This window comes from Priestia sp. SIMBA_032, from assembly GCF_046535215.1.
Classification (GTDB): domain Bacteria; phylum Bacillota; class Bacilli; order Bacillales; family Bacillaceae_H; genus Priestia; species Priestia aryabhattai.
In genome coordinates this window covers 116,437-140,162 of sequence record NZ_JAWRXD010000003.1, presented here as the reverse complement: position 1 = coordinate 140,162, position 23,726 = coordinate 116,437, and the positions used below count along the sequence as shown (strand labels likewise).

Here is a 23,726-nt window from a genome sequence, read left to right as displayed (position 1 = left end):
GATCCAATTTATGAGGCATGAGTCATGACCAGTGATCATTAATATCATATATTAATCAGCGAACTATTTTTGTTGGGTTTTACAAACTCACTAGATGTGATTGGGCACGAACTTACACTTGTAGTGACCCAGTTCACAAGCGGGCTAGAATATGAAAAGCAGCCTGGAGCTTTAAACGAACAGATTTAATGTGGTTTGTTATACCAATTGTGGAAGTTTACGTAACGGAAGGAATTCTAGAAAGAAAAAAATATGAAACGGCATGTAAAAGTCAATTTTAATTAACATACAATATTCTTTATTTAAGTATCCAAATTCCTAATAAAAACTAAGAACATTCATCTGATCTTTTTAAGCATTTCATTAATATATAACGAACTAAGAAACCTAAGATTAATCCGGGAACTAAAAATATCATTGGAAGCCATATGGGTCCTAACAAAACATTACGAAATTGTAATTTAGAGGAATACATCAATCCTACAGTTACCGTATATGCACTACTAACAAAGGGCAAGAAAGATAAATATGGAGTATTCTTTGTAGAATATTTATAAGCATCATACATTGCATACATGTAAACACAAGGGTAAAACATTAACCATTGATAATTTACTACTTCAATGGCCTTGTTAATTTGTCCAAGAAAACTATAAAGAATCGCATGATTAAAAGAACTTTTTGTATTAATAAAAAACTCCAAGAATATAAAAGTCAGTCCTTTAATGAGTTGACCATTTAAAAGTTGTCCAAACCCTGGTAGAGCAACACTCCATAGAACTGCTTCTAATTTTGTTGTTTTTCTCATGAAATCAACCTTATTTTTTAGATATATAAATTCTCCTAATACCTAATTGCTTAATAAGTACGTCAGTCTACTTTTAATTAGTGCGTACCGTCAACTTTCTTTACTAAGCCTGCTAGAGCTCTAATTGTAAGAAGTGTAAAGCTAACACTTCCAAAAGTATGAAATGGAGACCACTTTTTCCACTTAAATAATTTGCTGTTCCTTTCTAAATACCATTGAGAAAGGCTCATTGGTATACTCCAAGTTAAACTTTTTAATAAAATCTTTGGAATATTATCGTTATATGACTGTCTAACCCAAGCCATACTTAACAAGGGAAAAAACAAAACATCAAAAATAATATTTGTGGAGAAAATTTTAGGAAAAGGACGTACCGGATACTCAACTCTCTTCGTATTTACTACATACGCATCGATAAGAGTGGCTAGAACGCCTTTTGAGAAAAAAACAATAAGCATTTCTTTAAAGTGAGGCTTTTTCGCCAAAAAGGGAAATAAAAGTAAGCACAAAGCAAGTAATCCTCTTAGCATTAATTTTTCCATTATTTCACTCCGTTGTTTTTTAGAATTTAACAGACTTACTATCTCCATTTCCCCGTAGAATAATACTTTATTGCTGAGAATATACTTACAAAAATAACATCTCAACTGTTGGTAACATATTTTGTTTCTCGATTCTAACTAGTCGACTCCTACGTATTTCACTGGAAAGAAAAGAAGCGATACATTTCCTAATTAAAATCAGGAAGTATATCGCTTTACTTATTTCTTAGTATTTAATTATTGATTTCCTTTTTTAACCCACTCTGCAACTGTTACTGTACGTTTTGCTTGATGTTTAACAGTCGCTTGCACATCTTCAACCATGTTACCGTCTTGGTCAACTGTTACACTTGTACCATATGGATTTCCACCAGATCCGAAAATAACTGGATCTGTATAGCCAGGTGATGCTATAATTGCTCCCCAGTGATGCATTGTTGTATATAATGATAAAATTGTTTGCTCTTGACCACCGTGAGGATTTTGCGCAGAAGTCATTGCACTAACCACTTTATTTGCTAGTTTTCCATTAAACCAAAGTCCACCAGTTGTATCTAAAAATTGCTTCACTTGACCTGGTACATTACCAAATCGAGTTGGAATACTGAAGACAATAGCATCTGCCCACTCTAAATCGTTTAATGTTACTTCTGGAACAGATTTTGTTTCTTCTGTATGGGCTTTCCATGCTGGATTTGAATCAATTGCGGCTTGTGGAGCTGTCTCTGGAACTTTCAATACTTTTACTTCAGCGCCTGCTTCTTTTGCTCCTTCTGCTGCCCACTGTGCCATTTGATAGTTTGTACCTGTAGAGCTTTACTTCTTTCACTGCTTTAAGACCTTCATTGATCACCACAGGTGTACCAATTTCTACAACATCAATATGCTCTTCTACCTCTTTCACTAATTCAATAGCTCCCTGAATATTGACAAGATCTAATGCTAATTGTAATTTCATTTATATTCGCTCCTTTTAATATGATTTTATATAGTGCTATAGTCTGTCATTATACTGGTGTAAATGTTTCCTTTCGAAAAGCTATTTAATCACTAGCACGTTTCTTAGTATACTCATTATTTTTTACAACAGATGTAAATAGTAAAGTACTTATTAAAAGAGTACTTTACTATTTACATGCGTCAATGTGATGCCATTCTCCTTAAACACCTGAGCCGTAAATGATAAGTACTAGCTTTTTCTTCGATAGACCACTCGCCTATTCAGTTTTTGATACTAACCGGATGTAATTATTCAAGAAAATTTTGTCATGGTTTATTTTTTTACATTTACATTAAAAAGGAAAACTGTTGCATCGTAAATCATGGACCAGCTAATACTAATTTTACGACTAAGCAAGGAGATGAAAATATATGAAAAGTAAAAAATTAGAAATACGATTTCTAAAGTGTATAACCGTCATATTTTTAGGTAGCTTACCCTTTGTTTTAAAGAAAACTCCTATTAAAGATTCACTATTGGTCTTGTTTATGAATGGATATACAAATGCTATCGTTGACAGGTTTCTGGTTAACCGTCAAATACTTGAATATCCTGTACGCTATATACCTAAAGAGTTTAAATCGAATGTTTTATTTGATTTCTTATGTTTACCAACTGTTTCTTTATGGCTTTATCATTTAACAAAAAATGATAATCCTTTTAAAATTGTATATAAGATTGTACTTACCATCAGTTCGCTATTTTTAGTTGAGTTATGGGCAGAAAAATATACGAAACTAATTAAGTGGCAAAAAGGCTGGAAATGGTATTATAGCCTTATTAGCCTTAATGTAAGAGCTTTATTTAGTCGTTTAGTAATTGCAATTATTAACATTATAGAAAAGAAACAAGAGGGTTAACCTGCGCTCTTACTAGAAAAAGTGATCTTGTGTCTTCCTCTTGTTTTATAGGTGGAAATCCAACTGGTTCTGCTTCTTCAAAGATAAACAAATCTAATTGTTTAGTCGCGAATGGATTACCGGATGTTTCCCAACCAGTTAATGTACCGAACAGATCTTCATTTTTCCATCCTGTTAAGTTACCCAAATAGATACTTCACTCACATGAGCATGAGAAGAACTTGAAAACGCTGCTCAGGTATTGTCACAATCATTTATAAATAAAAACCTAGTTAATCGACGATTTTGAAATGTAGAGAAACGTTCTCTGACGAAATTAACGTTTGTTTTGCAAATGGTCATTCGATGCAAATTTCAGCGTCTTAAAATACACATAAAAAAGAACCCCCACTCAATCAGTTAGAAGGAAGATTGAAGTAGGGTAAGTGTGATTGACTCTCTTTAGAGAGAGAACAATACCATTACACTGTTATTATGTGATGACCCTAATGAGCTATACATAAAAAGTATCCCTTCATCAATTATTTACGACCTGTGTATGAACTCATAATATCGGCTTCTTTTTAGAGAAAAAAACAGCAGCCTTTGGAGGTTGTAACAGAGAAAAAGGATTCTTTTTCTTTGTTTGAGCGATCCGTTTATCCATTTCCTTTTCATCAAAGAGAAGGGGTTTATTTGTCTTTTTTTCCTTTAAAATAGGTTTCTCTTTTTCTAGGATTCTTTCATCAAATAATGCCATCTATCATACCCTCCTTGTAACTTTTAAATAATCTCTACTCAAAATATTAGTACCACTTACAAATAATCAAAAAGAAAGAGCATGTTTCGAAAAATATAAACGAAAACATGCTCTTAATTAAATAAATTAATGATTTAAATAAAATTTTGTGTTTGTGTATTTCTAGCTATCGATAAGGGTGGCAAATTATTTTCAGCAAAGAATTCCACAGCACTTGTTTCTACACCCTTCATCGGTTGTCGGCCAATGATTTCACATTGAATAAACATTTTATATATATGAAAAGGTGAAGGAGGATGTGGATGACATTTCATATCCATTACAGCTAACAATTTGACAGCTTTCACGTCAAATCCTGATTCTTCTTTTACTTCTTTAACTGCTACTTCACTTGGAGTTAACCCAATATCAGCCCAGCCACCAGGTAGCGCCCAACTACCATCTGAATTTTCTTTGACCATTAATATTTTGTTATCCTTAAAGATCACGGCTCTAATATCTACCTTAGGTGTTGCGTAACCAGTTTCACTTGCAAATAAGTCTTTTATGACTGTCATTTCCATACCTGTTTGTTGTGATAACATTTCGACACTTATATTTCTTATTAGTTCAAACCTCTCTACATCATAAATATCTTTTGAATAAGCTAATCCTGCCTGTGCAAGGGATTGAAGTTGCTTCGCCCAATCAAGCCACTTATGTTCTATGATTATCACCACCACCTTAGTAGTAACCTAATATTACCACAAAGAAAAATTAAGTGTTTTGGTTGTCATCTAATATTTTTATCCTATATAAACCTATTTGACGTAATGTGATTTATCGGCATAAAAAGAGACGACTTTTTAAATAGTCGTCTCTTTTTCCTTACTGGGTTCAATTAAATAAATAACTTAACATGAGCTCTCTTACTCTCTCATAAATCCTATATTCTTCATGCAAATTTAGATAGGCATCTATTTCTTTTTCTAAAAAAGAATATTGAGGGAAAGCTTCGAAAAAAGTCAACTTTAATTCATCGATCTGATTTTGAGGAATTTTCTTCGTTTTACCTTTCAACATGTAGCTTAAACTGCCAGCAATATTCATCCAATAGCTATTAAAGTCTGCGGTTAACAGATCGTCTTCATGTAATTTTTCACTAAATTTATCTTGTATTTTACGAATGTCTTCATGGGGAAATGGATGATACAGGTCATTATTAAGCTGCTTTAATTCATCTAATATAGTTAGTTTCCTTATATTTAACTCCACCTTTTCTTGTTATGTAGAGCTTTATCTTACACTATTCGAACAAGGTTTAACATAAAAGATATGTGTGCACTCTATACAATTTTAGTTGCCATAATCCATATTTCCGGAACACATATCAAAAAAGAACCCTTTTGGGAGAAGGATTCTTGGTAGGGTGCCTTTCATCGGATATGCAGCTTTTATTCATATGCTTTTACGGGAAAATATAGTATTTATAGCAAAAAATATACCAAAATTTGTCAGAAACCGTTTATCATACGCTTTATACGTGTGAACCCTATTTATCAGCTACCTCGCGTCCACTGCCGAGGTAGCTTTTTATTTTGTTGCCGATAAATGACATTATGGTGACTGACTCTTTTAGATAGCGAACTTTTTTAAAACCATTAATATAAGCAATAACAATATCTTGTATAAATAATCAAGTTTTAAAGGAGAAAGGTCCACATTAGAAATCAACAAGCTTTAGTAACTGTTAATTATTTGTTTTTCTAAATTTAAAGTACGCATATGCACTTAATAGGATGGCTACCATGACTATACAAGTAAGAGGAAATAGAATTGTGTTGATGAAATGATCATAAAACCAAGTATACAAAAAAACACCCCTCATAGTTTAAAATCACATTGATAAACACTAGTTTAGAAGGATTCAACGGATTGTAAGAGTTATTTCATCATAAGAAAAACCAGGAAAATGAACCTTTTATCCTCTCTGTTTCTTTCTATTTTTCAAAAAAGCAACAAGCAGCAGCAGAACAGGAATAATCGCAGAGAAGGGAATATACAAAACAAACATTTCTATCCCCAATCCCTCATGGAGGTGTTCTTGAAAATTGCTAGAAATAGTCAGAGACATAAATAGAATCATGAGTCCTATAGGATACGCCAATTGTGAAGATGATTTAATCCTAAATAAGTTGGCCGTTCCTATGACAGCCGCATAAAGCAACACGCTTATCTTAAAGAAGCCACCTGTAACTAAAGCAATCATAAAAAACACATCAAGACGTTCTAAAAAGTCAGCTACCTGGATACTTTGTATGGTACTAAGAAGAGGGAATTGGGAACGTTCAGTCAAATCAACACCAAGTACACTAATGTTGATAAGCATGGCAATAGTCAGGTTGATACCAGCTAACCCTGATGCACATAACATGGTCACTTTGGCCTTCTTTTGGTTTTTTAAATACGGTAGAATCATTGTAAACACAATCGCTTCACTAAAAGGAAAATACAAGATCTGAGTAAAAACAACTTTCAAGGGTGGGAATATCCCTTCTTCAAGTACTGGCTGTAAGTTCGTAATATCGATTAACCCTGAACATACAATTAGAATAAAGCCAGTGATGGCTAGGATATACATGATTATAAAAAAGATTTCTCCTGATCGGGCTATTACTTCGATACCTTTGCGAACTGTATAGATAATAACAAGAATCAATAGAGCATTCGCAATAAACAAAGGGGTATCGGGATACGCAAAGGTTAACAGCATCTCACCGATATCACGTAGAACCCTTGCTACATTATAGATAAAATAAAAGATATAAAGAAAGGCCAGTACACTTCCTACTGCTTTACCTAAGATTTTTTGCATGTACTCTGTAGGTAAAATATCTGGATAGTACGAGTAAAGTTTATTATAGACTAGAAACAGAACAAAACTGAATACTGTTCCAAGCAGAATCGCAAGCCAAGAGTCCTGTTTTGCGTCCATGGCAATAGGTAACAATAAAGTAGTACCCAGCTCAAACAAAACCATTAAGATAAAAAGCTGACTGGCACTAATTTTAGCTTTCTCCATTCAATCCGCCTTCCCTTTCAACTGTATTTAAGGAAATATTTTAATTTTTTCGATTAGTCTTTACTGTTTTCAACACTTTCGATTTTTTGAACGTTACGTAATAGATACTAAATTGGCTTTAAGTTTAACTCTAGGCTAAAAGTATTCTTTCCATAGGTAAGAACTTTACTGGGGAATTTAACAGAGATGACAATCTTCCATATGAAAATTAGCTAGTTAAAGGTATTTTTCCCATGCTTCTTCCTATTTTTAAAGAAAGCTACAAGAAGAAGCAAAGGAGGAATAAGCCCAAGAAGAGGAATGTGTATAGTAAACATTGCCACCTTCAGTCCTTCGTGGTTATGTTCTTGAACATTGCTCGCAATGGTAATAGATAAAAAGAGAATGATTAACCCTAAAGGATACGATAACCGTGAAGGTGATTTAACCTTGAACAGACTAGCAGTTCCTACGACAGCTGCGTAAAATAGTACACAGATTTTAAAGAAGATAGTGATGATTAAGGCAAGCATAAAAAATACATCAAGACGTTCTAAAAAATTAGCTACTTGGATGCTCTCAATTGTGCTAAGAAGTGGGTATTGTGAACGTGCAGTTAAATCAACACCCAGTACAGAGACATTAATGAGCATGGTAATAATTAAATTGATTCCACTTAATCCTGATGCACATAGCATGGTTACCTTTGCCTTCTTAGGGTTATTCAAATATGGAAAAATCATGGTGAATACAATGACTTCTGTAAATGGAAAATACAACGTTTGAGTAAATACCACTTTTAGGACAGGAAATAACCCTTCTTCCAGAATAGGTTGTAAATTTTTAATCTCAATTAACCCCGAAGAAACAATTAAGATAAAGCCAGCAATCGCAAGGACATACATAAAAATAAAAAGTAGTTCTCCGGATCGAGCTATGACCTCAATTCCTTTTCTAATGGTGTAAATAATGACAAGCATTAACAAGGCATTCGCGATGAATAAAGGTGTGTCAGCATAGGCAAAAGTTAACAGCATCTCACCAAAATCGCGTAGAACTCTTGAAGCATCATACATAAAGTAAAGAATGTAAACAAAGGCTAGTGCGGTTCCAAGTACTTTCCCTAGAATCCTTTGCATATATTCTGTAGGCAAGAGGTTGGGATAATAGGTATAAAGCTTATGATAGACTAATAATAGAGTGAAACTGCATACCATTCCAAGCAGAATCGCAAGCCAAGCGTCTTGTTTTGCATCTATCGCAAGAGGTACCAGTAAAGCACTCCCCAGCTCAAACAGGACCATTAAAATAAAGAGCTGACTGGCACTAATTTTTGCTTTCTCCATTTAACTGGCACCTCCTTTTTCTTACTTTTGATTCTCTTTCACCCTGAAAGAAACGATTTATTTCGTAAGCCAGCTCGACGTACATAGGCTTCCACTGTAATATCTACATCTAACTTGGGAAAGTAGACATCATTCCATTCTGTTTTTAATTTTTTAAATTGATTTGGTCTAGTACGATGAACGACTTCGCCAAATCCTAAAATGTCCGTTTTGTTTTTTTGTGCACGTTCAATAGCTTTCCGTAGCTCTTTTTTTATTTCTTTTCTCACTGATTGTTCGATTTTTGTAATAACCTTCGGATTGGTGATATCAACAGGTACCTCCATTTCACTGATGTCTCCTTCAACACGCGTATGAACAGAAATATGAGGTTTCCCATTCTTCACTTGAGCAGACACACTTGTTTTTTGTCGTACAGTTTGATAAGCAATTACTTCTTTCCTTCCTTCCCAATCTATATTAATATCCGTTCCTTGGATTTTGTCGAGAATCCATACCGTTCCTCTTGCTGGTTTTCCATACAGCCAGTCCACTAGTTTTCCCTGTTTTAAGACAGCAATTCCGGAAGCTCGAAGCGTTGCTTCAGGTTCACTTTCCTGAAGGTTATCTAGCTTTTGTGCTTGCTGGGGATTCCCAACTAGACGAAATCCTGATACGACGGTTCCTCTTCCGGGAGACTCAAGGCTCTTCATCACTTCTTGAAGCGATGTTTTTACATTCTCTCCCCATTTTCTTTCCGTGAATTCTAAAGTTTTTAACACCTTATTCGCTGGAATCTTATCAACTGGTGTTAACGTTTTCACAAGATCAGCTGCGGTCGAATGGTTCGCAATTACGAGGGTGGAAGTATTCCGAAATTCCGGATCTCGATCAAACGCATCAATTAATGTATTAAGCCCTTCTTCTCTGGCCATTTTTTCTCCCACTACGACTAAGTTTGTATGAGCATAATACAATCGTCGAGAGATTCTGCCTGAAGCCCGTCTACTTGCTTCGACTAGATTGTCTCCCGAAGCCGAATATATTGTAACAGGAGGGCTTTGGGTACCTCCTCCTCCTACCATACCTCCTGCCACGTTCCCTGGATTAATAATTTGGAGTGTTAGATGGTATCTTCCATCTTTTGTTTTATCGACACCCATAGCTGCCACGATGGCAAGGTCAGTTAGCTCTTTTTTACTCCAACAACTGGTGAGCAAGAACGTCATTGACATCATCAATAAGAGAAAAGTTCCTTTACGCTTCATTGTTGTCACCTTCTTCAAGGTCCCGATTCACCATACCACGAGATGCAGGCGGGTGTGGGTATTGATTTGTTCCTTCTCGAACCGTGTTAGCCGTAATTAATCGCGGTCTTTGTCTCAGCGTCCACCACGGTAATCTTACGATAGTATCCCCATTGTTTACGGGAATGAAGGGAGCAAATGGTGCCATATAAGGTATCCCAAATGAGCGTAAGCCGCATAAATGAACAACCATCATTAACAGGCACAGAATGATGCCGTAGAAACCAAATGTGGCTGCACCAATCATAAACAAAAAACGAATTAAACGAGCTGAAATCGCCATGTCAAAGGAAGGTGTGGCAAAACTGGCAATGGCTGTAATTGATACAATGATAACCATTGCTGGTGACACAATACTTGCTTGAACAGCTGCTTGGCCAATTACAAGGGCCCCAACAATGGATACGGCTGAACCAATAGCTTTAGGTAAGCGTATTCCTGCTTCTCGTAGAATTTCAAAGGTTAGCTCCATAAGAAGGGCTTCCACAAATGCTGGAAAGGGAACAGCTTCCCTTTGTGCCGCAATGGCTACAATGAGCGTGGTTGGTACCATTTCCTGATGGAAAGTTGTAACGGCGACATAGGTAGCAGGCGCAATTAGGGAAATCATAAACATAAGAATACGTAAGAGACGAATCGAGGTTGCAATGTCGAACCGGGCATAATAATCTTCAGCCGATTGGAAAAACTGCATGAACACAGCAGGTGCAATCAGTACAAAAGGGGTTCCATCCACAAATATAGCAATCCGTCCCTCTAACAAGTTCCCTGCTACAACATCAGGTCTTTCCGTATTGTACATAGTGGGAAAAGGGGTGAATGTTTGATCCTCTATTAGTTGTTCAATATAACCGGATTCCAAAATGCTATCGATATCAATTCGCTGCAATCGCTGACGAATCTCTTTAACGACTTTATCATTGGCAATACCATGTATGTACATAAATGTCACATCAGTCTTTGTTACACGTCCCACTTTTAAAGATTCCCTCCATAAATCGGGGGTCTTAATGATGCGGCGTACCATAGCTGTATTGGTCCCAAGAGACTCGGTAAATGCTCCTTTTGGCCCTCGTACCACCATTTGGGTAGTAGATTCCACAATGGAACGTTTTTCTCCACCTTTGGTGCTAGCACTTAATGCTCGATTTACTCCATCCACTAAAATAAGAGTATCGCCTGCCATTAAAGATGCAAACATGTCACCGAAGTTAGTGATGGAAGAGATGTTCCCAATTGTCATCATATCTTCCGAAAGCAGTTCTAACGCATTGTGCGGATTTATTACTTCTTTATGATCATCCTTCATTATAGATTGCAGTAAGAATTCCTGAATCGCTTGATTATCTACAATTCCTTCTACATAAACAATGGCTGCTTTAATGTCGAAATTTATTCCCATTTTTATTTCACGGATAACAACATCTGAGCTATTTCCGGTTTTCTGCTTAATTATATTAAGATTGTCTGATAATGAAACTTGTATCAGTTCTATTGGATAATCAGTGCTTTGATTTTCGTCATCCATTTGTGGTTTCTTTTTTGGTTTGCGATCTTTAAAAAACGAAGGCATAAATTTAAGCACCCTTCTTTCAGTTTTTATTACTTTAACCATATAAGGGGCTTTTATGTAAAAATTAACAAATTCTTTTTTGTCTCTTAATAGGTGAAAGGGAAAAACCTATTAAATGGAGCGTGATAGATATGAAATCATAGGAATTAGCCTTTTAATGATGGGATGTTTAATGGATTTTTCTTTAAGTATCGATATTTTCCAATATTTTGTATTTATCAGACATTGGCCAACGCCGTGAGTCCCTTTAGGGTAATGGAAGTAGCTTAATTATTTGTGCTTTTTTTCTTCTGTTTCTTTTTTACTGAATCTACGTATCTTTTTATAAAGAAGAGAAACTAAAGCAAGTAACTGCATACTTATAAATCGCTTTTAAAAAAGTAAATGAAAATAATAGGGGCGTAGTTCAATCTATTCGTTTCAATTGGTTTTTTTATTAATCAAGATCCACATAAGATAATTCATTGTCTATATTCGTTAGTTGGTTTTTTATCCATTCCTTCACATTGTTCATTCTGGAATCAAACGCCATTTGAAAGAGACCAGTTAACTGAAAATCGGTGAAATGACTTCCTTTTAATTGGAGAAAAGCCTCCTCATAAGAAGAGAAATGAAGCTGTTTGAATAAAAAATCGACCATTGCCTCTCGAACGTATTTTTCATTTTTCCAACAATTCATGGGAACATGGGCAAATTGCCAAGGTCTAAAGACTCCAGGATAAATAGCTTCTACCACTTGAAAAGGGGATTGTCCGAAAAGGGAAAAGACCCCCCCTAGGCTATGTTGATTAAAAAAGTGAATATTAATCTGAATAGGAATTTCTTTAAGAGGGATTTTTAGTTCTTCCTCTATTACATACTTTACTGCTTCAATAGCTCGTTTTTTTCCCTCTTCTCCATCCCAATATTTATCAGGAGCTTGTTGAAACTGCCAAGGTTTAAACCTTCCTGGATAGGCATTATCAATGACTTCGTGATAATTCCATCCATATAGCATAGCCGGTGCTTTAAGACGATGAGACCATAAAGTGCCTGCCTTTGCCCTTAGAGGAATCTCGTGAATAGGAATCGATAATCGTTGCTCAAGTAGATAACATGTCATATAGCGAATATATTTTTTTCCTTCATGGCCTACAAAGAAATGATTCGGAAATCGTTTTCTTCTCTTGTCTAGAACATCTTGGTAAACTTCAATGACTTGTTCTCTATTCACTATCGAAAGCCCCTTTTGAGAAAGTATATTTGTTTATTATTATGTATAATAATGGAATTTATATACGAATAGAGTTGAATCTAAAAAGATACATAATATACTCGCGCATATTGGTTTTGGAAACCAAACTCCAGCGAGTCCGCCATCCTTTCTATGCTGCAAATTTTTTTGTGTTTAAAATAGAAAATGTAATCGCTTTCTAATTTAATTTATTGTAAAATAAAAAAGGCATGTTAATTGGAGATTTTTCGAAATGTCATCTTAATTCATTGATCCTATTCCCACATCACAGCACCAGGGAATAGGTTTTTTTATGCAATTATAGATATAATATTTAAACCCAAATTTAAAGTAGGAATAATTGTATAAATTTAACAATATTACAAAATATATAGTTCAAAAAAGTATACTTTTTTGAACTTTTGATTTATATAGAAAATCTATCATTTTCACTGATGAAAATGCCAAATTTCTCATCAATATTTATAAGTATGAACCAGAAATACGCTTCAGAATTATTAGCTTCTGTATAATCTAATACACTTTCTAAGTTTTCATAAAAATCTTTTAATTTAATTATTAAATTAGGCAATTGTCCATGTTTTCTACCATTGTAAATTACAACTTTTTGATTGAGATAACCCTTTATTTTGTTTTGGAATTCTTCTAATTCAACTTTTATTCTTTGTTCATCATGTTCGAAGAATACCTTAAGTTTAAGCTTTGACGAATAAATAAACTCTAGTTTGTCCAGGTAAACTTTTTCGTTATTTATCTCAAACGATGAAATATCTGGAATGCATTTTTTGAAATCTTCTTCAGCTCTTTTTAAGTAGTTTTTTCTCTTTAATTCAGCTCTTTTTTCTTTTCTTAAATAGTTATCTATTGTTCTTCCCTCGCTTTTTGTATCCTGAACGATTTTCTTGGTAATGGGTGCTTCTTTGATCATATCTACCTTTTTTATAAGAATTTAACCCATCTACCACGTGAAAATGCGAACCTCTTCCATTTGCATTCCAGTACAGTAAAAAATCCGTGGATAAACCCACGGATTTTTTTACAGTTCTTTTTCCAAGCAGTTAACTTGATTATGATGCAGCGGCTTAGTGGCGTACTGTGTAAAACCAAGACGTTCCCAAAACAGCTCGGCTCTAGGATTTTGAGACAGGACACCAAGGCGTAGAACGGAAAGTCCTTCTTCTTTTTTTAGCTTCTCTTCAAACGCTAGATATGCCTGCGTTCCGAAACTGAAATTGTGATAGGCGCTATGAATAATAAAAGCTCCAATCCACGGATGGTCATCGTTTGGGTTTTGTTTCATGTAATCAATAACCCCTACGTATGTATCGTCGGCTTTTATAAAGTAACTGTCCGTTTTTTCGTTCATGTATTCTTTAGAAAGCTCTTCTTCACTTCTCTCTTTCTTACCGTTTTCAAACACGTTATAAGCTTCGTTTGAATTGACAATCTCTGACACAATATACATCGTGTCAGCTGTAACGGGTTCAAATGAAATCATATGTCTTCCCTTCTTTCTCTGTAAAGTAGCTGTATATCGTTGCTTTGTCAATTTTACCATTTTTCATTCGCGGAAAGGACGTTAAAACTCTCCATACGCGCGGGATTTTATAAGCAGATACTTGTTTTGCCAGCACTTGTCTCACCTCAGAAAGAGAAATGTTCTCTAAAACAATTGCTGCACCTACGACTTCTGAACGTTCAGCATCTACTACGCTAAAAACGGCCGCTTCGCTAACGCCCGGTATTTGTAAAAGCAGCTCTTCAATTTCTTCAGCATATACTAAGCTTCCGCTGCTTTTAATTACGTTTTTATCTCTCCCTACGATCGTAATGCTTCCGTCTGGAAGCTGAACCGCAATATCGTGCGACGTAACATATCCGTTAAAAAATGAGCGTTTCGTTTCTTCACTGTCCTTAACAAACCCTTCAAATGCTTGAGTTGTTTTCACAAATAGTGTTCCTTTATCTCCCTTTTCTACTTCTTTTCCACGTTCGTTCAGGATTAAAACGTCTACACTGTCAACAGGATAGCCTACTGTATGAGGCATCGTTTCAGCTGTATGTGGTGAAAGCACCGTAACAAATCCCATTTCAGAAGATCCGTAATATTCATACAGAAAGGAATTAGGAAACGCTTGTGAAAATTTCTTTCGAACGGAAGGAGATAATTTATTTCCTACTGAAATCACGGTCTTTGGCAGAAGTCGTTTTTCTTTTGATCTGCTTTGTGCATAACGAAGCAACGGAGAAACTAATGCGGGTGTAATAGACATACAGCTAGCTTCCTTATTAAAAACAGCCGAAGGTGTAAACGCTTCTAGCATGATAGCGTGCATGCCGCTGCAAAGCGCATGCAAAACTGGGTAAAGCTGGGCAGAATACGAGATATGTAAAGGAACAAGCACTTTGTCGTGTTGCTCTAAAGAAAATATATCTGACCACTCTTGAAATGATGAAGACCAAGAATAATGTGATTTTACAAATCCTTTTGGTCTCCCTGTTGATCCAGAGGTAAACCCAAATAAAAATAGGTCGGACAGTTCATTTACTTGCCGTAAGGGCAGCATCGTTTTCTCTTCTCTTATTTTAGTTAAAGAAGACGTTTTCCATAGCCAATTCGGGGATTGAATAGAAAAATAAGTATCCACTTCAGCCTCTGTTAGCTCATTATGTAAAAGCATCACAATTCCACCAGCTTTTAAAATCGCTAAAAATGACACAACAGCTGCGGCATTGTTTGGCATACTTAAAGCAACGAGCTCTCCTTTTTCCACTCCTTTTTCCAGCAGCTGTTGTTCGGCTTTACATACACGATTCCACATTTGACCGTAGCTTAACTTATTAATAGAATCCGATAGTGCGAGTCTGTCAGGCGTTTGTTGACACTGATTAAAAACTAATTCTTCAATTCGTTTCATTACTCCGTAAGCTCCCTTTTATTTTACTTTTAGTGTACCTTAAATACGGATTTGAGAAAAGAAAAAATGTAAACTTTAATAAAAATTAAGTTGACTAATTTATGTTTAATAAGATACGATAGTCATGTTTTATCATACATAGCGGAGGTTTACGATGAAAACAAAAGATATGACGTACGTTGCATTATTCACGGCTATAATGGGAGCTCTAGGACTCGTCCCTCCTATTTTTTTATCTTTTACACCCGTTCCTATTACTCTTCAAACGATGGGAGTTATGCTGGCAGGAGGTATTCTTGGGGCTAGGTTAGGCGCATTAAGCCAATTTATTTTTTTATGTTTAGTAGCTGTAGGAGTCCCTTTGCTTTCTGGAGGGCGCGGTGGTATGAGCGTATTTTTTAGTCCAAGCGCTGGCTATTTAATCAGCTATATATTTGCAGCTTTCTTTATAGGATGGACACTATCCAAATTGAAAACCCTTACGTTTACAAAGGTATTCATAACAAATGTCCTGTTTGGAATTTTGCTAGTTTACGCTTTTGGCATTCCTGTACAAGCGATGCTACTTCACATACCGTTCTGGAAATCTCTTCAATTAAGTTTAGTCTATATTCCCGGTGACTGCATAAAAGCAATCATAGCAGCTTATTTAATTACAAAAGTTCGAAAAGCAGTAGCGGTACCTGGCCGTTCTAAAACGTCCTCTATGTAAGGAAGTGATGACTATCTATCAAGCAGCTATTGTAAAAGCGAAGCGTACAGTGATTGGAAAAGAAAACGGCGTCCTTAAAAATTTTCACGTTCAAGAGCTAGCGGCTCCTTTATTAAAACATCTTAGCGCCGGAATTGAACATGAAATTAATGACGTTATGTTAGGAAATGTTGTAGGTCCAGGAGGAAACGTAGCTAGGCTATCCGCTTTAGAAGCAGACCTCCCTTTTTCTATCCCGGGAATGACCATTGATCGTCAGTGCGGAGCTGGCTTAGAGGCCATTCGAATGGCCAGCTATTTGATAAAAGCAGGCGCTGGAACGTGCTATTTAGCTGGAGGCGTTGAAAGTACAAGTACTTCTCCTTTTGAAAAAAGAGCACGTTTTTCTCCTGATAAAATTGGTGACCCTGATATGGGGATTGCAGCAGAAAACGTAGCCCAGCAATACAACATATCTAAAGACCAGCAGGACAGATATGCTCTTTTAAGCCATGAAAGAAGCTGGGAGTCTTTTGAAAAGAGATTGTTTGAAGAAGAAACGCTTCCTTTTCCAAACGTGATACACGATGAAGCATTTATGAAAAAGCGAAACCTAACAAAGCTGCTGCAAAAAGCCAGCCCCGTCTTTTTAAAAAATGAAGGCACCGTCACTGCAGCAAACAGCTGTGGAATTAACGACGGAGCCTGTATTACACTTGTGATGGAAGAGCAAAAAGCAAGTGCCTTAGGATTTCAGCCCGTTTTGCGTTTTATTGACGCTGATATTTCAGGAGTGTCACCTCTTTACCCTGCTACTGCGCCCGTTTCTGCGATTAAAAATATCTTGAAGCGAAATTCTCTTACGGTAAATGATATTGACTTATTTGAAATCAATGAAGCCTTTGCCGTTAAAGTTGTTGCTTGTATGCAAGAACTGGGAATATCAGAAGAAAAAGTAAATATTCGCGGAGGAGCATTGACGCTAGGACACCCTTACGGAGCATCGGGAGCTATTTTAGCTACGCGTCTTTTTTATGAAAGCAAGCGCCGTGACGTGCGATATGTCATAGCGTCTTTAGGAAGCGGAGGCGGAATAGGAACAGCGGTATTATTTGAAGTAATCAAATAATACCGCTGTTTTTATGCCTTTTTTATTACATTATGTTTCATCAAATATTGCTCAATATCTTTAAATGTCTCAACCGGAACAAATGAAACGTTTTGTTCGCGCAGTAAATCTTGCAGAGCATCTTTCGCAAAGGTAACATCTGCATGTTTTGCGGGATGTGAATCCGGCTCGCTGTCTCCAGCAAAATAAATCGTTTCGTATGTCTCTTTTAGTTCTTTAATAACAGCCGATTTATCAATGCCGTAGCGTTCTGAATGCCATCTGTGAGCAGGGTCTAGATGCAAGTGAACGTTGTTTTGATGGAAATAGCCTTCATTCGAATAAACTTCCACTTTTTCAACACCGTATTTATCTAAAATCGGTTTAATATAGTACGTTGTTCCAGCGCTTAAAATATAAAAATCTCCGCCGTTTTCCTGAACAGCTTTAATAAAAGCGGGCACGTATTCATCAATTGGAATATTCGCTACTTCTTCTAAAATTTTTGGTTCTTCTTGGTGAATGGATTGAAAAACAGTAGATAAAAAATCAATATCTTTCATTTCTCCTGCTTTCCATCGGTGGAAAAGTTCTTCACCTTCTGGAAAATACTTTTCAATCACAATCCAGTAAAAATCTTTTTTTGAAATTGTTCCATCAAAATCTGATACAAACGCCCATTTTTTCATTCCTTACACATCCTTTGCTACATACTAAGCAGTTCTCGAAGCTCTTCTTCTGTCAAACTAGAAAGCATTGTTTCTCCCGGCTGAATAACCTGTTCGATGAGTTCTTTTTTCTTTTGCTGCAAGCCGTAAATTTTTTCTTCGATAGTTCCTTGAGAAATAAGCTTGATGACCTGCACAACATTTTTTTGCCCAATGCGGTGTGCACGGCCTGCCGCTTGTTCTTCAATCGCAGGGTTCCACCATAAGTCATATAAAATAACCGTATCAGCTCCGGTTAAATTTAAACCCGTGCCTCCTGCTTTTAATGAAATTAAGAAAATGTCTTGTTCTCCATTATTAAATCGATCCGCCATTTCCACTCGTTCTTTTGATGGCGTTTGACCGTCTAAGTAAAAGTACGAAAGGTTTTCTTTTTGAAGCTCTTCTCGAATAATATGAAGCATGCTTGTAAACTGAGAAAAGATTAACAAACGTTTTCCGTTGGCAACCGCATTTCTTGTAATTTCAAGCAGCTGCTCTAATTTGCTTGAATACCCTTCGTAATTTTCAACAAATAAAGACGGATGACAGCAAATCTGGCGCAGTCTTGTTAATCCCGCCAGGATCTTCATTCGGTTTTTATTAAAATCTTCACCGGCTAAAGATGATTTTAACTGCTCTAAATAGCCTACATATAACTCTTTTTGTTCTTTAGTCAGCTCAGATAAATGAGTTGTTTCAATTTTATCAGGCAGTTCTTTTAATACATCCTTTTTTACTCGTCGCAGTAAAAATGGTCTTACAATTCGACTGACCTGCTCCGATGACATGTTTTTAAACTGGCGAAGCCCTGGAAATAAACCCGGAAGAATGGTCTGAAAAATTGACCAAAGCTCGTCAAGTGAGTTTTCAATTGGCGTACCGCTCAGCGCAAAACGTTTTTTAGCTGAAATAGTCCTAACAGCTACTGCTGTCTTTGTTGTATGATTTTTAATACTCTGAGCCTCATCTAGAATTAAAGCATGAAAGTGAAGGTGCTGATACAAATCAATATCTTGACGCAGCGTTGGATAGGATGTGATCCATACGTCAGCTGTTCGTTTCAGCTTCTCCTCACGCTCGCTCGGCGTTCCTGTAATGGTTTGAACCGTTAAATTCGGTGCAAATTTCTCTAATTCGTTGCGCCAGTTATAAATCAAGGAAGCCGGCACAACAATTAAAAAGGCACTGCTATCCTCGTCATGATCTTTTTCAGATAAAATATAGGCAATGCTTTGAAGCGTTTTTCCAAGCCCCATATCATCAGCCAGTACGCCTCCTAAAGAGTAGTGAGACAGAGATTTAAACCACTTAAACCCATTGCGCTGATAATCACGCAGGGATGCCTGCAAGGATTCCGGTACTTCCCAATCCATTTCCTCCGGAGATTTGAGCTGTGTAAGTAATGTTTTAAATGATGAGCCAAACTTAGCCGCTGATTTATCACCCGCACTCATAATTTCTTCCACTTGCATTCCTCTGTATAAAGGTACTTGCAATGAGTTATCCTTTAAATCTTTTTCCGTTACGTTCAGCTCACGAAACAGATTTTGAATATGTTCAAAGCCTTCATTTTCAAGAGGGATAAAAGCACCGTTATCTAGACGATGATAGCTTTTCTTTTCTAAAACAGATTTTAAAACATCTTGGACGGTCTGATGATCAATGTCTCCTAAATCAAAATTAATTTCTAATAGCCCATTACTATTTTGAATGTCAACCGTTGTTACTGGCGCAGAAAAATCCGTATAAGCATAATCTTTCATCTCATCTGTAATATACACATCCGCTATTTCATCAAGCTTTGGTACAATATGAAACAAAAATTCATATAGAGATGATTCGTCTTGATTTAAGTACAGCTGATTTTTATAAATATTTAAAGGAGCCGTTTCAATTAAGTCCATAACGCGATCTTCTTTTTCTAAATCTCGTATTAAGATTTTATCGTATTTTTCAGACCGGGGTGAAAATGGATTAATCGAAATCTCTCCGTAGTTGTACCGAAGCGTCACAAACAGCTGTTCATCCTCACGGTCAACAAATACGTTTGCTTTTAGTTCAGGTGCAATAATTTGATGGGATACTTCTTTTGCGATATCCACTTTCCCCACTTTTTTTAGTCCCGGAACAACGTGAGATAAAAAATTGCCCATCTGCTCTTCTGCTATAGGTACGACTGGCTTCAAAGGAGCCGTTTTCCTAAGCCCTTCAAGAAGCATACGCTGATCTTGAGATAGCTCATAAAACGTCCCTTTTAAAAATAGCCAGCCGTATCGATCGAAAAATGAAGCTTGATGAAGTTCCGTAAAGTCTAGCTCAAACCCAGCTGCCGGGTGCTTGTTTAACTGAAACGAAAAGGGAGCTGAGCTTTCAGCAAAGATAATATTTTCATACGAATGTCCTTCATGAATAAATGTAAAGTTCCGATCTTTAAGCAATTGAAATAACTCTTTGGCTACGATGGATGGAATGATTAGTTCTCTGTTATTTGCGGACGAACGATACATAGAATAGGAATTTTTATAAAATGATTCATTGGTCATAATATCCATCAGCAGCTCAATGATTTTCTTATCTTCTTCTATAAAAAAATGTTCCGCAGGGTCATATTCGAAGCGCTTGGTAAATTCGTGAGTTTGGAATTCTTTAGTGTCTGTTAAAAATTCTTGAATGTTTTTTACTACATACGTCCGGTCGACGCCCACTTTCATTTCAAGCGCTACGTACATTCCTTCTGAACGTAAAAATTCTTCTGAGTAAGACTTACAAATAAATTCTACTTTCAACGGATCTTTATCTGCATATTTTCTGTGATCGCTTATTGTTTGCTGATAGCTCGAAAATAAGTCGATAAAATGATTTACATTTTCGTATTCTTTGCTTTGGCGAAAAGGCTTTGTTTTAATTGGCTGCGGCTTTGCGCGCTCATCGCAAATGGTTAATAAAACAGCTACTTCGTGTTTGCATTCTGAAAACTCGTGATAAGCAGGACAATCGCAAAATGAATAAAAAGAATTTCCTTTTTGTTCAACCATTACCGTATACATTTCCGCACCTCGAACGGATGCTGTCCACGTAGTGGTCTGTTCATTGTATTCCAAATCAAGCACACGCCCCTGCTTGTAATACGTGTGTCCTCTATAGTATGTTCTGCTTGAGTACGAATCTTTTAATTGTTCTTTGTTTAATGTTTTATTTATCATCGCTTCACAATCTTCCAATCGCATAACAGTCAATGCTGCTGCTGTTTAATTTCTATTCAGAACAAATAATGTCCAACGTCATAAACGTTGAACATTATTTGTCAATTCTTCTATTATAACATGCAACAGACATTATAAAACACTCTTAAGCAGTGCAGACTGTTTTCGCTGTTTTCTTTTGTAAAGTATCCATCCTGCTCCGGCGGATGATAATAAAAGCAGGCTAAGTCCTAAAAAAGCAAGTCCTATATGATCATTAGCCGTAACGTACGTAAAGAAGAAAATCAATAAAATACGAATCCCTAACGTAATAAAGCGAAAACAGCTGTCCACTCTTCCCACGATACTATTCGGTATTTTCTGCATCATAAACGTATTTCGAGCTACTCTTGTACCTGCATTTGCAAAAGCAAGAAAAAACACAATAGAAAAGTAAATGGGCAGAAGCTTCATAAAGAAGATGATAGATATTCCGAGTGCAAAAAGGCTTATATTAAGCATAATGGCTAGCTCAGTGCCTGTTCTTTTCATAATAGATACGACGAATATCCCTGCGGTTAATGCTCCGAAACCATATACGGCACTCTCAATCCCATACGCTGCTGGACTTGCTTTTAATTCTTGAGTCAGATAAATAGGAAACAAATAGTTCGTCATCATCACAGCAACGAAAGGCATAAAAGAAAGCAGTAAAAAAATAGATACCGAGCGATTTTCTTTTATGAATGCTAATCCCTCTTTCATCGCAGTGTGTTTTTTGTCGCTTCGTTCCCTGCTTTGTTTATAGGGAATACTCAATAGAAAAAGGAATGCAGCTATATACGTAGCTGCATCGACTATTAAAATCCATTGAAGCGACCAACGAGTAATGACTAGACTGGCCAGAGCGCCTGCAAGCATACTAGATAGCTGACCTTGTATTTCCATGATACTGTTTAATGATTGAAACGCATCTTTTGAAAAAATTTCTTGATTTAACGCAAAAATCGTTGGATAAAAAAACGTGTAGTAAAGGTTTCCGGTTCCGTACAAAATGACGTAGTGAATTGTTGAATAGTCTGTAACAAAACCAACGGTAACAAATAGCATGACCGTGGTAAAACCGATAAATTCTACCGTTAGCAATAACTTTTTCCGTGACATTTGATCAATAAGAATGCCAATATACGGAGTAGCTGCAAAGCTAATTAGCGTCATAATCAGCATAATTGTGCCAAATAGTTTATTCCCATTTGGAGATGCAATTAACAGTAAAGGAATGGCAAGCATTGTAATACCGGAACCGATAGAGGATAAAACATTAGCAGCTACTACGGCTTGAAAGCGACGGTCTTTATAAAGCGCCTTCATCACACATTTTGCTTAGCTTCTAAAATTTGCTTAGATACTTGTGTATAAAGAATCAGTTCGTTAACTAATTCATGAATTCCGTCAGCTGCATTTTTTCGTAAAGTCCCTTTTTCCACGATGTCTGCAGGGTCTAATACCAGCTGCTTAGATAGAACATTCGCATACAAAGCGCGAGCAACGGTTCTAAGGTTGTTTAAAGCATTAATGCCTCCTTTTCCTCCTCCTGCTACCGCTAAAAGTGCCACGGGCTTATGCGCAAAATACGCACTGTTTAAAAAGTCAAACGCGTTTTTTAACGCTCCGCTCATAGCTCCGTGGTACTCGGGCGTCGCAAGTAAAATACCATCTGCTTTTTCTATTTTTTTAATCAGCTCTTGTACTTCTTCTGTTTCATACTGATGAGGTTCACCTGTGAATATAGGAAGCGACAATTTACTTAAATCTAGAAAAGAACTTTGATAGCTTTTGTGAAGTTCTCTTGTCACTTGTGTTGTTCGTCCTGTTTCTCTAGGACTTCCATTTATAATAAGTATGTTCATATTTATCTACCCCTCTGTCGTTTGGTTATATGTATAGTATATGGGTGATCAAACTTTTTTTCGTCCTGCTATTGATAGAAAGAAAGCTACCAATATAGACTGAGATGAACAGAGAAAAACCTACAACTAAAGTCGTAGGTTAGGAAATTCCGTGCTGAACAGCATATAGAGCAGCTTGAGTGCGGTCTTGAACCCCAAGCTTGGATAAAATATTAGACACATGTGTTTTTACTGTTTTTTCTGTAATATGTAAGGCAGCACCGATTTCTTTGTTGCTTTTTCCTTTTGCAATTTCTTTTAATACGTCTTTTTCTCGTTTTGTTAAGTGATCAATAAAATTGACTTTCTTTTCGCTGCTTTTGGTTAACCGTGTTAGCAAGTGTGTGGTGACTTTTGGATGAAGCTGATTTTCTCCGTTCATTAGCTTTCGAATAGCTGCTACAAGTTCATCTGGATCACTTTCTTTTAACTGATAGCCTGAAGCTCCAGCTTCTAGTGCCGGTATCACGTGATCTTGATCTGAAAAGCTTGTTAGAATCATGACTTGTACATGCGGTGCTTGTTTTTTTAATTCTTTTGTTGCTTCGATTCCGTCGAGAACCGGCATCGATAAATCCATTAAAACGATATGAGGTTCTAGAGATGTCGCTAACTTTACAGCTTCTTCCCCATTAGAAGCTTCTCCTACAATTTCTAAGTCAGGCTGTGTTTGTAAGAAAAAGACAAGTCCTTTTCGGACGACGTGGTGATCATCTGCGATTAAAATCTTTATTTTCATG

General features: G+C 36.4%; 22 protein-coding genes and 3 pseudogenes. 4 read left to right on the top strand and 21 right to left on the bottom strand.

The annotated features are described in order from the left end of the window. Positions 1-78: 78 nt before the first annotated feature. Positions 79-186, top strand: a pseudogene (locus tag SB717_RS10870) (M4 family metallopeptidase); the annotation flags it as partial. Between the two features lie 142 nt (positions 187-328). On the opposite strand, the gene SB717_RS10865 reads toward SB717_RS10870, so the two are convergent. From SB717_RS10865 to SB717_RS10850, 4 genes and pseudogenes are all read right to left on the bottom strand, one after another. Then, the gene (locus tag SB717_RS10865; RefSeq protein WP_410903694.1) at positions 329-808 is read right to left on the bottom strand and encodes a hypothetical protein; all 480 of its coding nucleotides are present in this window, start codon (positions 806-808) and stop codon (positions 329-331) included. A 77-nt stretch (positions 809-885) separates the two neighbouring features. Continuing rightward, positions 886-1,350 (bottom strand): CBO0543 family protein, encoded by a 465-nt coding sequence (locus SB717_RS10860; protein ID WP_410903693.1) that lies wholly within the window; start codon positions 1,348-1,350, stop codon positions 886-888. Positions 1,351-1,587: 237 nt separating this feature from the next. Continuing rightward, positions 1,588-2,142, bottom strand: a complete 555-nt coding sequence (gene wrbA, locus SB717_RS10855; protein ID WP_410903692.1) for an NAD(P)H:quinone oxidoreductase — start codon at positions 2,140-2,142, stop codon at positions 1,588-1,590. Between the two features lie 22 nt (positions 2,143-2,164). Continuing rightward, positions 2,165-2,308, bottom strand: a pseudogene (locus SB717_RS10850) (orotidine 5'-phosphate decarboxylase / HUMPS family protein); the annotation flags it as partial. A 413-nt stretch (positions 2,309-2,721) separates the two neighbouring features. Between SB717_RS10850 and SB717_RS10845 the strand changes: the two are divergent. After that, on the top strand, positions 2,722-3,210 hold the full coding sequence (locus SB717_RS10845; RefSeq protein ID WP_074681078.1) for a CBO0543 family protein: 489 nt from the start codon (positions 2,722-2,724) through the stop codon (positions 3,208-3,210). Here SB717_RS10845 and SB717_RS10840 read toward each other — a convergent pair. From SB717_RS10840 to SB717_RS10785, 12 genes and pseudogenes are all read right to left on the bottom strand, one after another. Then, positions 3,185-3,397, bottom strand: a complete 213-nt coding sequence (locus SB717_RS10840) for a hypothetical protein (RefSeq protein WP_074681076.1) — start codon at positions 3,395-3,397, stop codon at positions 3,185-3,187. The genes SB717_RS10845 and SB717_RS10840 overlap by 26 nt on opposite strands. A gap of 357 nt (positions 3,398-3,754) precedes the next feature. Further along, complete coding sequence (locus SB717_RS10835; protein ID WP_410903691.1) at positions 3,755-3,949, bottom strand: hypothetical protein; 195 nt, start codon at positions 3,947-3,949, stop codon at positions 3,755-3,757. Between the two features lie 134 nt (positions 3,950-4,083). Beyond that, positions 4,084-4,656, bottom strand: coding sequence for an NUDIX hydrolase (locus tag SB717_RS10830; protein ID WP_410903970.1), 573 nt, complete (start codon positions 4,654-4,656; stop codon positions 4,084-4,086). A 169-nt stretch (positions 4,657-4,825) separates the two neighbouring features. Continuing rightward, positions 4,826-5,203, bottom strand: coding sequence for a YxiJ family protein (locus SB717_RS10825; protein ID WP_410903690.1), 378 nt, complete (start codon positions 5,201-5,203; stop codon positions 4,826-4,828). Positions 5,204-5,909: 706 nt separating this feature from the next. Beyond that, a complete protein-coding gene (locus SB717_RS10820) occupies positions 5,910-7,010 on the bottom strand; it encodes a GerAB/ArcD/ProY family transporter (protein ID WP_074681058.1) in 1,101 nt (366 codons plus the stop codon). 212 nt (positions 7,011-7,222) lie between these two features. Then, on the bottom strand, positions 7,223-8,335 hold the full coding sequence (locus SB717_RS10815) for a GerAB/ArcD/ProY family transporter (RefSeq protein WP_098622035.1): 1,113 nt from the start codon (positions 8,333-8,335) through the stop codon (positions 7,223-7,225). Between the two features lie 21 nt (positions 8,336-8,356). Continuing rightward, a pseudogene (locus SB717_RS10810) lies at positions 8,357-9,582 on the bottom strand (Ger(x)C family spore germination protein). Further along, positions 9,572-11,194, bottom strand: coding sequence for a spore germination protein (locus SB717_RS10805; RefSeq protein WP_410903689.1), 1,623 nt, complete (start codon positions 11,192-11,194; stop codon positions 9,572-9,574). Before SB717_RS10805 ends, SB717_RS10810 begins: the two are co-directional and overlap by 11 nt. 436 nt (positions 11,195-11,630) lie before the next feature. Then, positions 11,631-12,407 carry a DUF4046 domain-containing protein gene (locus SB717_RS10800; protein WP_074681050.1) on the bottom strand — a complete coding sequence of 259 codons (777 nt, stop codon included), beginning with the start codon at positions 12,405-12,407 and terminating at the stop codon, positions 11,631-11,633. Between the two features lie 427 nt (positions 12,408-12,834). Next, on the bottom strand, positions 12,835-13,356 hold the full coding sequence (locus SB717_RS10795) for a YxiF family protein (protein WP_410903688.1): 522 nt from the start codon (positions 13,354-13,356) through the stop codon (positions 12,835-12,837). A 108-nt stretch (positions 13,357-13,464) separates the two neighbouring features. Continuing rightward, the gene (locus SB717_RS10790) at positions 13,465-13,926 is read right to left on the bottom strand and encodes a GNAT family N-acetyltransferase (protein WP_074681046.1); all 462 of its coding nucleotides are present in this window, start codon (positions 13,924-13,926) and stop codon (positions 13,465-13,467) included. Next, positions 13,913-15,346, bottom strand: coding sequence for a class I adenylate-forming enzyme family protein (locus SB717_RS10785; RefSeq protein ID WP_074681044.1), 1,434 nt, complete (start codon positions 15,344-15,346; stop codon positions 13,913-13,915). The genes SB717_RS10790 and SB717_RS10785 overlap by 14 nt, the downstream gene beginning before the upstream one ends. Before the next feature lie 154 nt (positions 15,347-15,500). Here SB717_RS10785 and SB717_RS10780 point away from each other — a divergent pair, with 154 nt between their 5' ends. Together SB717_RS10780 and SB717_RS10775 are read left to right on the top strand one after the other, a co-directional pair. After that, positions 15,501-16,058, top strand: coding sequence for a biotin transporter BioY (locus SB717_RS10780; RefSeq protein ID WP_410903687.1), 558 nt, complete (start codon positions 15,501-15,503; stop codon positions 16,056-16,058). A 13-nt stretch (positions 16,059-16,071) separates the two neighbouring features. Continuing rightward, on the top strand, positions 16,072-17,166 hold the full coding sequence (locus tag SB717_RS10775; protein ID WP_312036163.1) for an acetyl-CoA C-acyltransferase: 1,095 nt from the start codon (positions 16,072-16,074) through the stop codon (positions 17,164-17,166). Between the two features lie 11 nt (positions 17,167-17,177). On the opposite strand, the gene SB717_RS10770 is transcribed toward SB717_RS10775, so the two are convergent. The 5 genes from SB717_RS10770 to SB717_RS10750 all read right to left on the bottom strand — a co-directional run bounded on the left by SB717_RS10770 (position 17,178) and on the right by SB717_RS10750 (position 23,725). Continuing rightward, the gene (locus tag SB717_RS10770) at positions 17,178-17,834 is read right to left on the bottom strand and encodes an MtnX-like HAD-IB family phosphatase (RefSeq protein WP_074681038.1); all 657 of its coding nucleotides are present in this window, start codon (positions 17,832-17,834) and stop codon (positions 17,178-17,180) included. A 17-nt stretch (positions 17,835-17,851) separates the two neighbouring features. Further along, a complete protein-coding gene (locus SB717_RS10765; protein WP_410903969.1) occupies positions 17,852-21,058 on the bottom strand; it encodes an SNF2 helicase associated domain-containing protein in 3,207 nt (1,068 codons plus the stop codon). 132 nt (positions 21,059-21,190) lie between these two features. Further along, the gene (locus SB717_RS10760; RefSeq protein ID WP_410903686.1) at positions 21,191-22,408 is read right to left on the bottom strand and encodes an MFS transporter; all 1,218 of its coding nucleotides are present in this window, start codon (positions 22,406-22,408) and stop codon (positions 21,191-21,193) included. Continuing rightward, complete coding sequence (locus SB717_RS10755; protein ID WP_074681032.1) at positions 22,408-22,947, bottom strand: NADPH-dependent FMN reductase; 540 nt, start codon at positions 22,945-22,947, stop codon at positions 22,408-22,410. Before SB717_RS10755 ends, SB717_RS10760 begins: the two co-directional genes overlap by 1 nt. Positions 22,948-23,086: 139 nt before the next feature. After that, on the bottom strand, positions 23,087-23,725 hold the full coding sequence (locus tag SB717_RS10750; protein ID WP_074681030.1) for a response regulator: 639 nt from the start codon (positions 23,723-23,725) through the stop codon (positions 23,087-23,089). Position 23,726: the final 1 nt, after the last annotated feature.

Excerpts from the sequence above, each read along its gene's own strand:
- SB717_RS10865 (WP_410903694.1), bottom strand. The coding sequence starts at position 808 with ATGAGAAAAACAACAAAATTAGAAGCAGTTCTATGGAGTGTTGCTCTA.
- SB717_RS10860 (WP_410903693.1), bottom strand. The coding sequence starts at position 1,350 with ATGGAAAAATTAATGCTAAGAGGATTACTTGCTTTGTGCTTACTTTTA.
- wrbA (WP_410903692.1), bottom strand. The coding sequence starts at position 2,142 with ATGGCACAGTGGGCAGCAGAAGGAGCAAAAGAAGCAGGCGCTGAAGTA.
- SB717_RS10845 (WP_074681078.1), top strand. The coding sequence starts at position 2,722 with ATGAAAAGTAAAAAATTAGAAATACGATTTCTAAAGTGTATAACCGTC.
- SB717_RS10835 (WP_410903691.1), bottom strand. The coding sequence starts at position 3,949 with ATGGCATTATTTGATGAAAGAATCCTAGAAAAAGAGAAACCTATTTTA.
- SB717_RS10820 (WP_074681058.1), bottom strand. The coding sequence starts at position 7,010 with ATGGAGAAAGCTAAAATTAGTGCCAGTCAGCTTTTTATCTTAATGGTT.
- SB717_RS10815 (WP_098622035.1), bottom strand. The coding sequence starts at position 8,335 with ATGGAGAAAGCAAAAATTAGTGCCAGTCAGCTCTTTATTTTAATGGTC.
- SB717_RS10805 (WP_410903689.1), bottom strand. The coding sequence starts at position 11,194 with ATGCCTTCGTTTTTTAAAGATCGCAAACCAAAAAAGAAACCACAAATG.
- SB717_RS10795 (WP_410903688.1), bottom strand. The coding sequence starts at position 13,356 with ATGATCAAAGAAGCACCCATTACCAAGAAAATCGTTCAGGATACAAAA.
- SB717_RS10790 (WP_074681046.1), bottom strand. The coding sequence starts at position 13,926 with ATGATTTCATTTGAACCCGTTACAGCTGACACGATGTATATTGTGTCA.
- SB717_RS10785 (WP_074681044.1), bottom strand. The coding sequence starts at position 15,346 with ATGAAACGAATTGAAGAATTAGTTTTTAATCAGTGTCAACAAACGCCT.
- SB717_RS10780 (WP_410903687.1), top strand. The coding sequence starts at position 15,501 with ATGAAAACAAAAGATATGACGTACGTTGCATTATTCACGGCTATAATG.
- SB717_RS10770 (WP_074681038.1), bottom strand. The coding sequence starts at position 17,834 with ATGAAAAAATGGGCGTTTGTATCAGATTTTGATGGAACAATTTCAAAA.
- SB717_RS10765 (WP_410903969.1), bottom strand. The coding sequence starts at position 21,058 with ATGATAAATAAAACATTAAACAAAGAACAATTAAAAGATTCGTACTCA.
- SB717_RS10760 (WP_410903686.1), bottom strand. The coding sequence starts at position 22,408 with ATGAAGGCGCTTTATAAAGACCGTCGCTTTCAAGCCGTAGTAGCTGCT.
- SB717_RS10755 (WP_074681032.1), bottom strand. The coding sequence starts at position 22,947 with ATGAACATACTTATTATAAATGGAAGTCCTAGAGAAACAGGACGAACA.
- SB717_RS10750 (WP_074681030.1), bottom strand. The coding sequence starts at position 23,725 with ATGAAAATAAAGATTTTAATCGCAGATGATCACCACGTCGTCCGAAAA.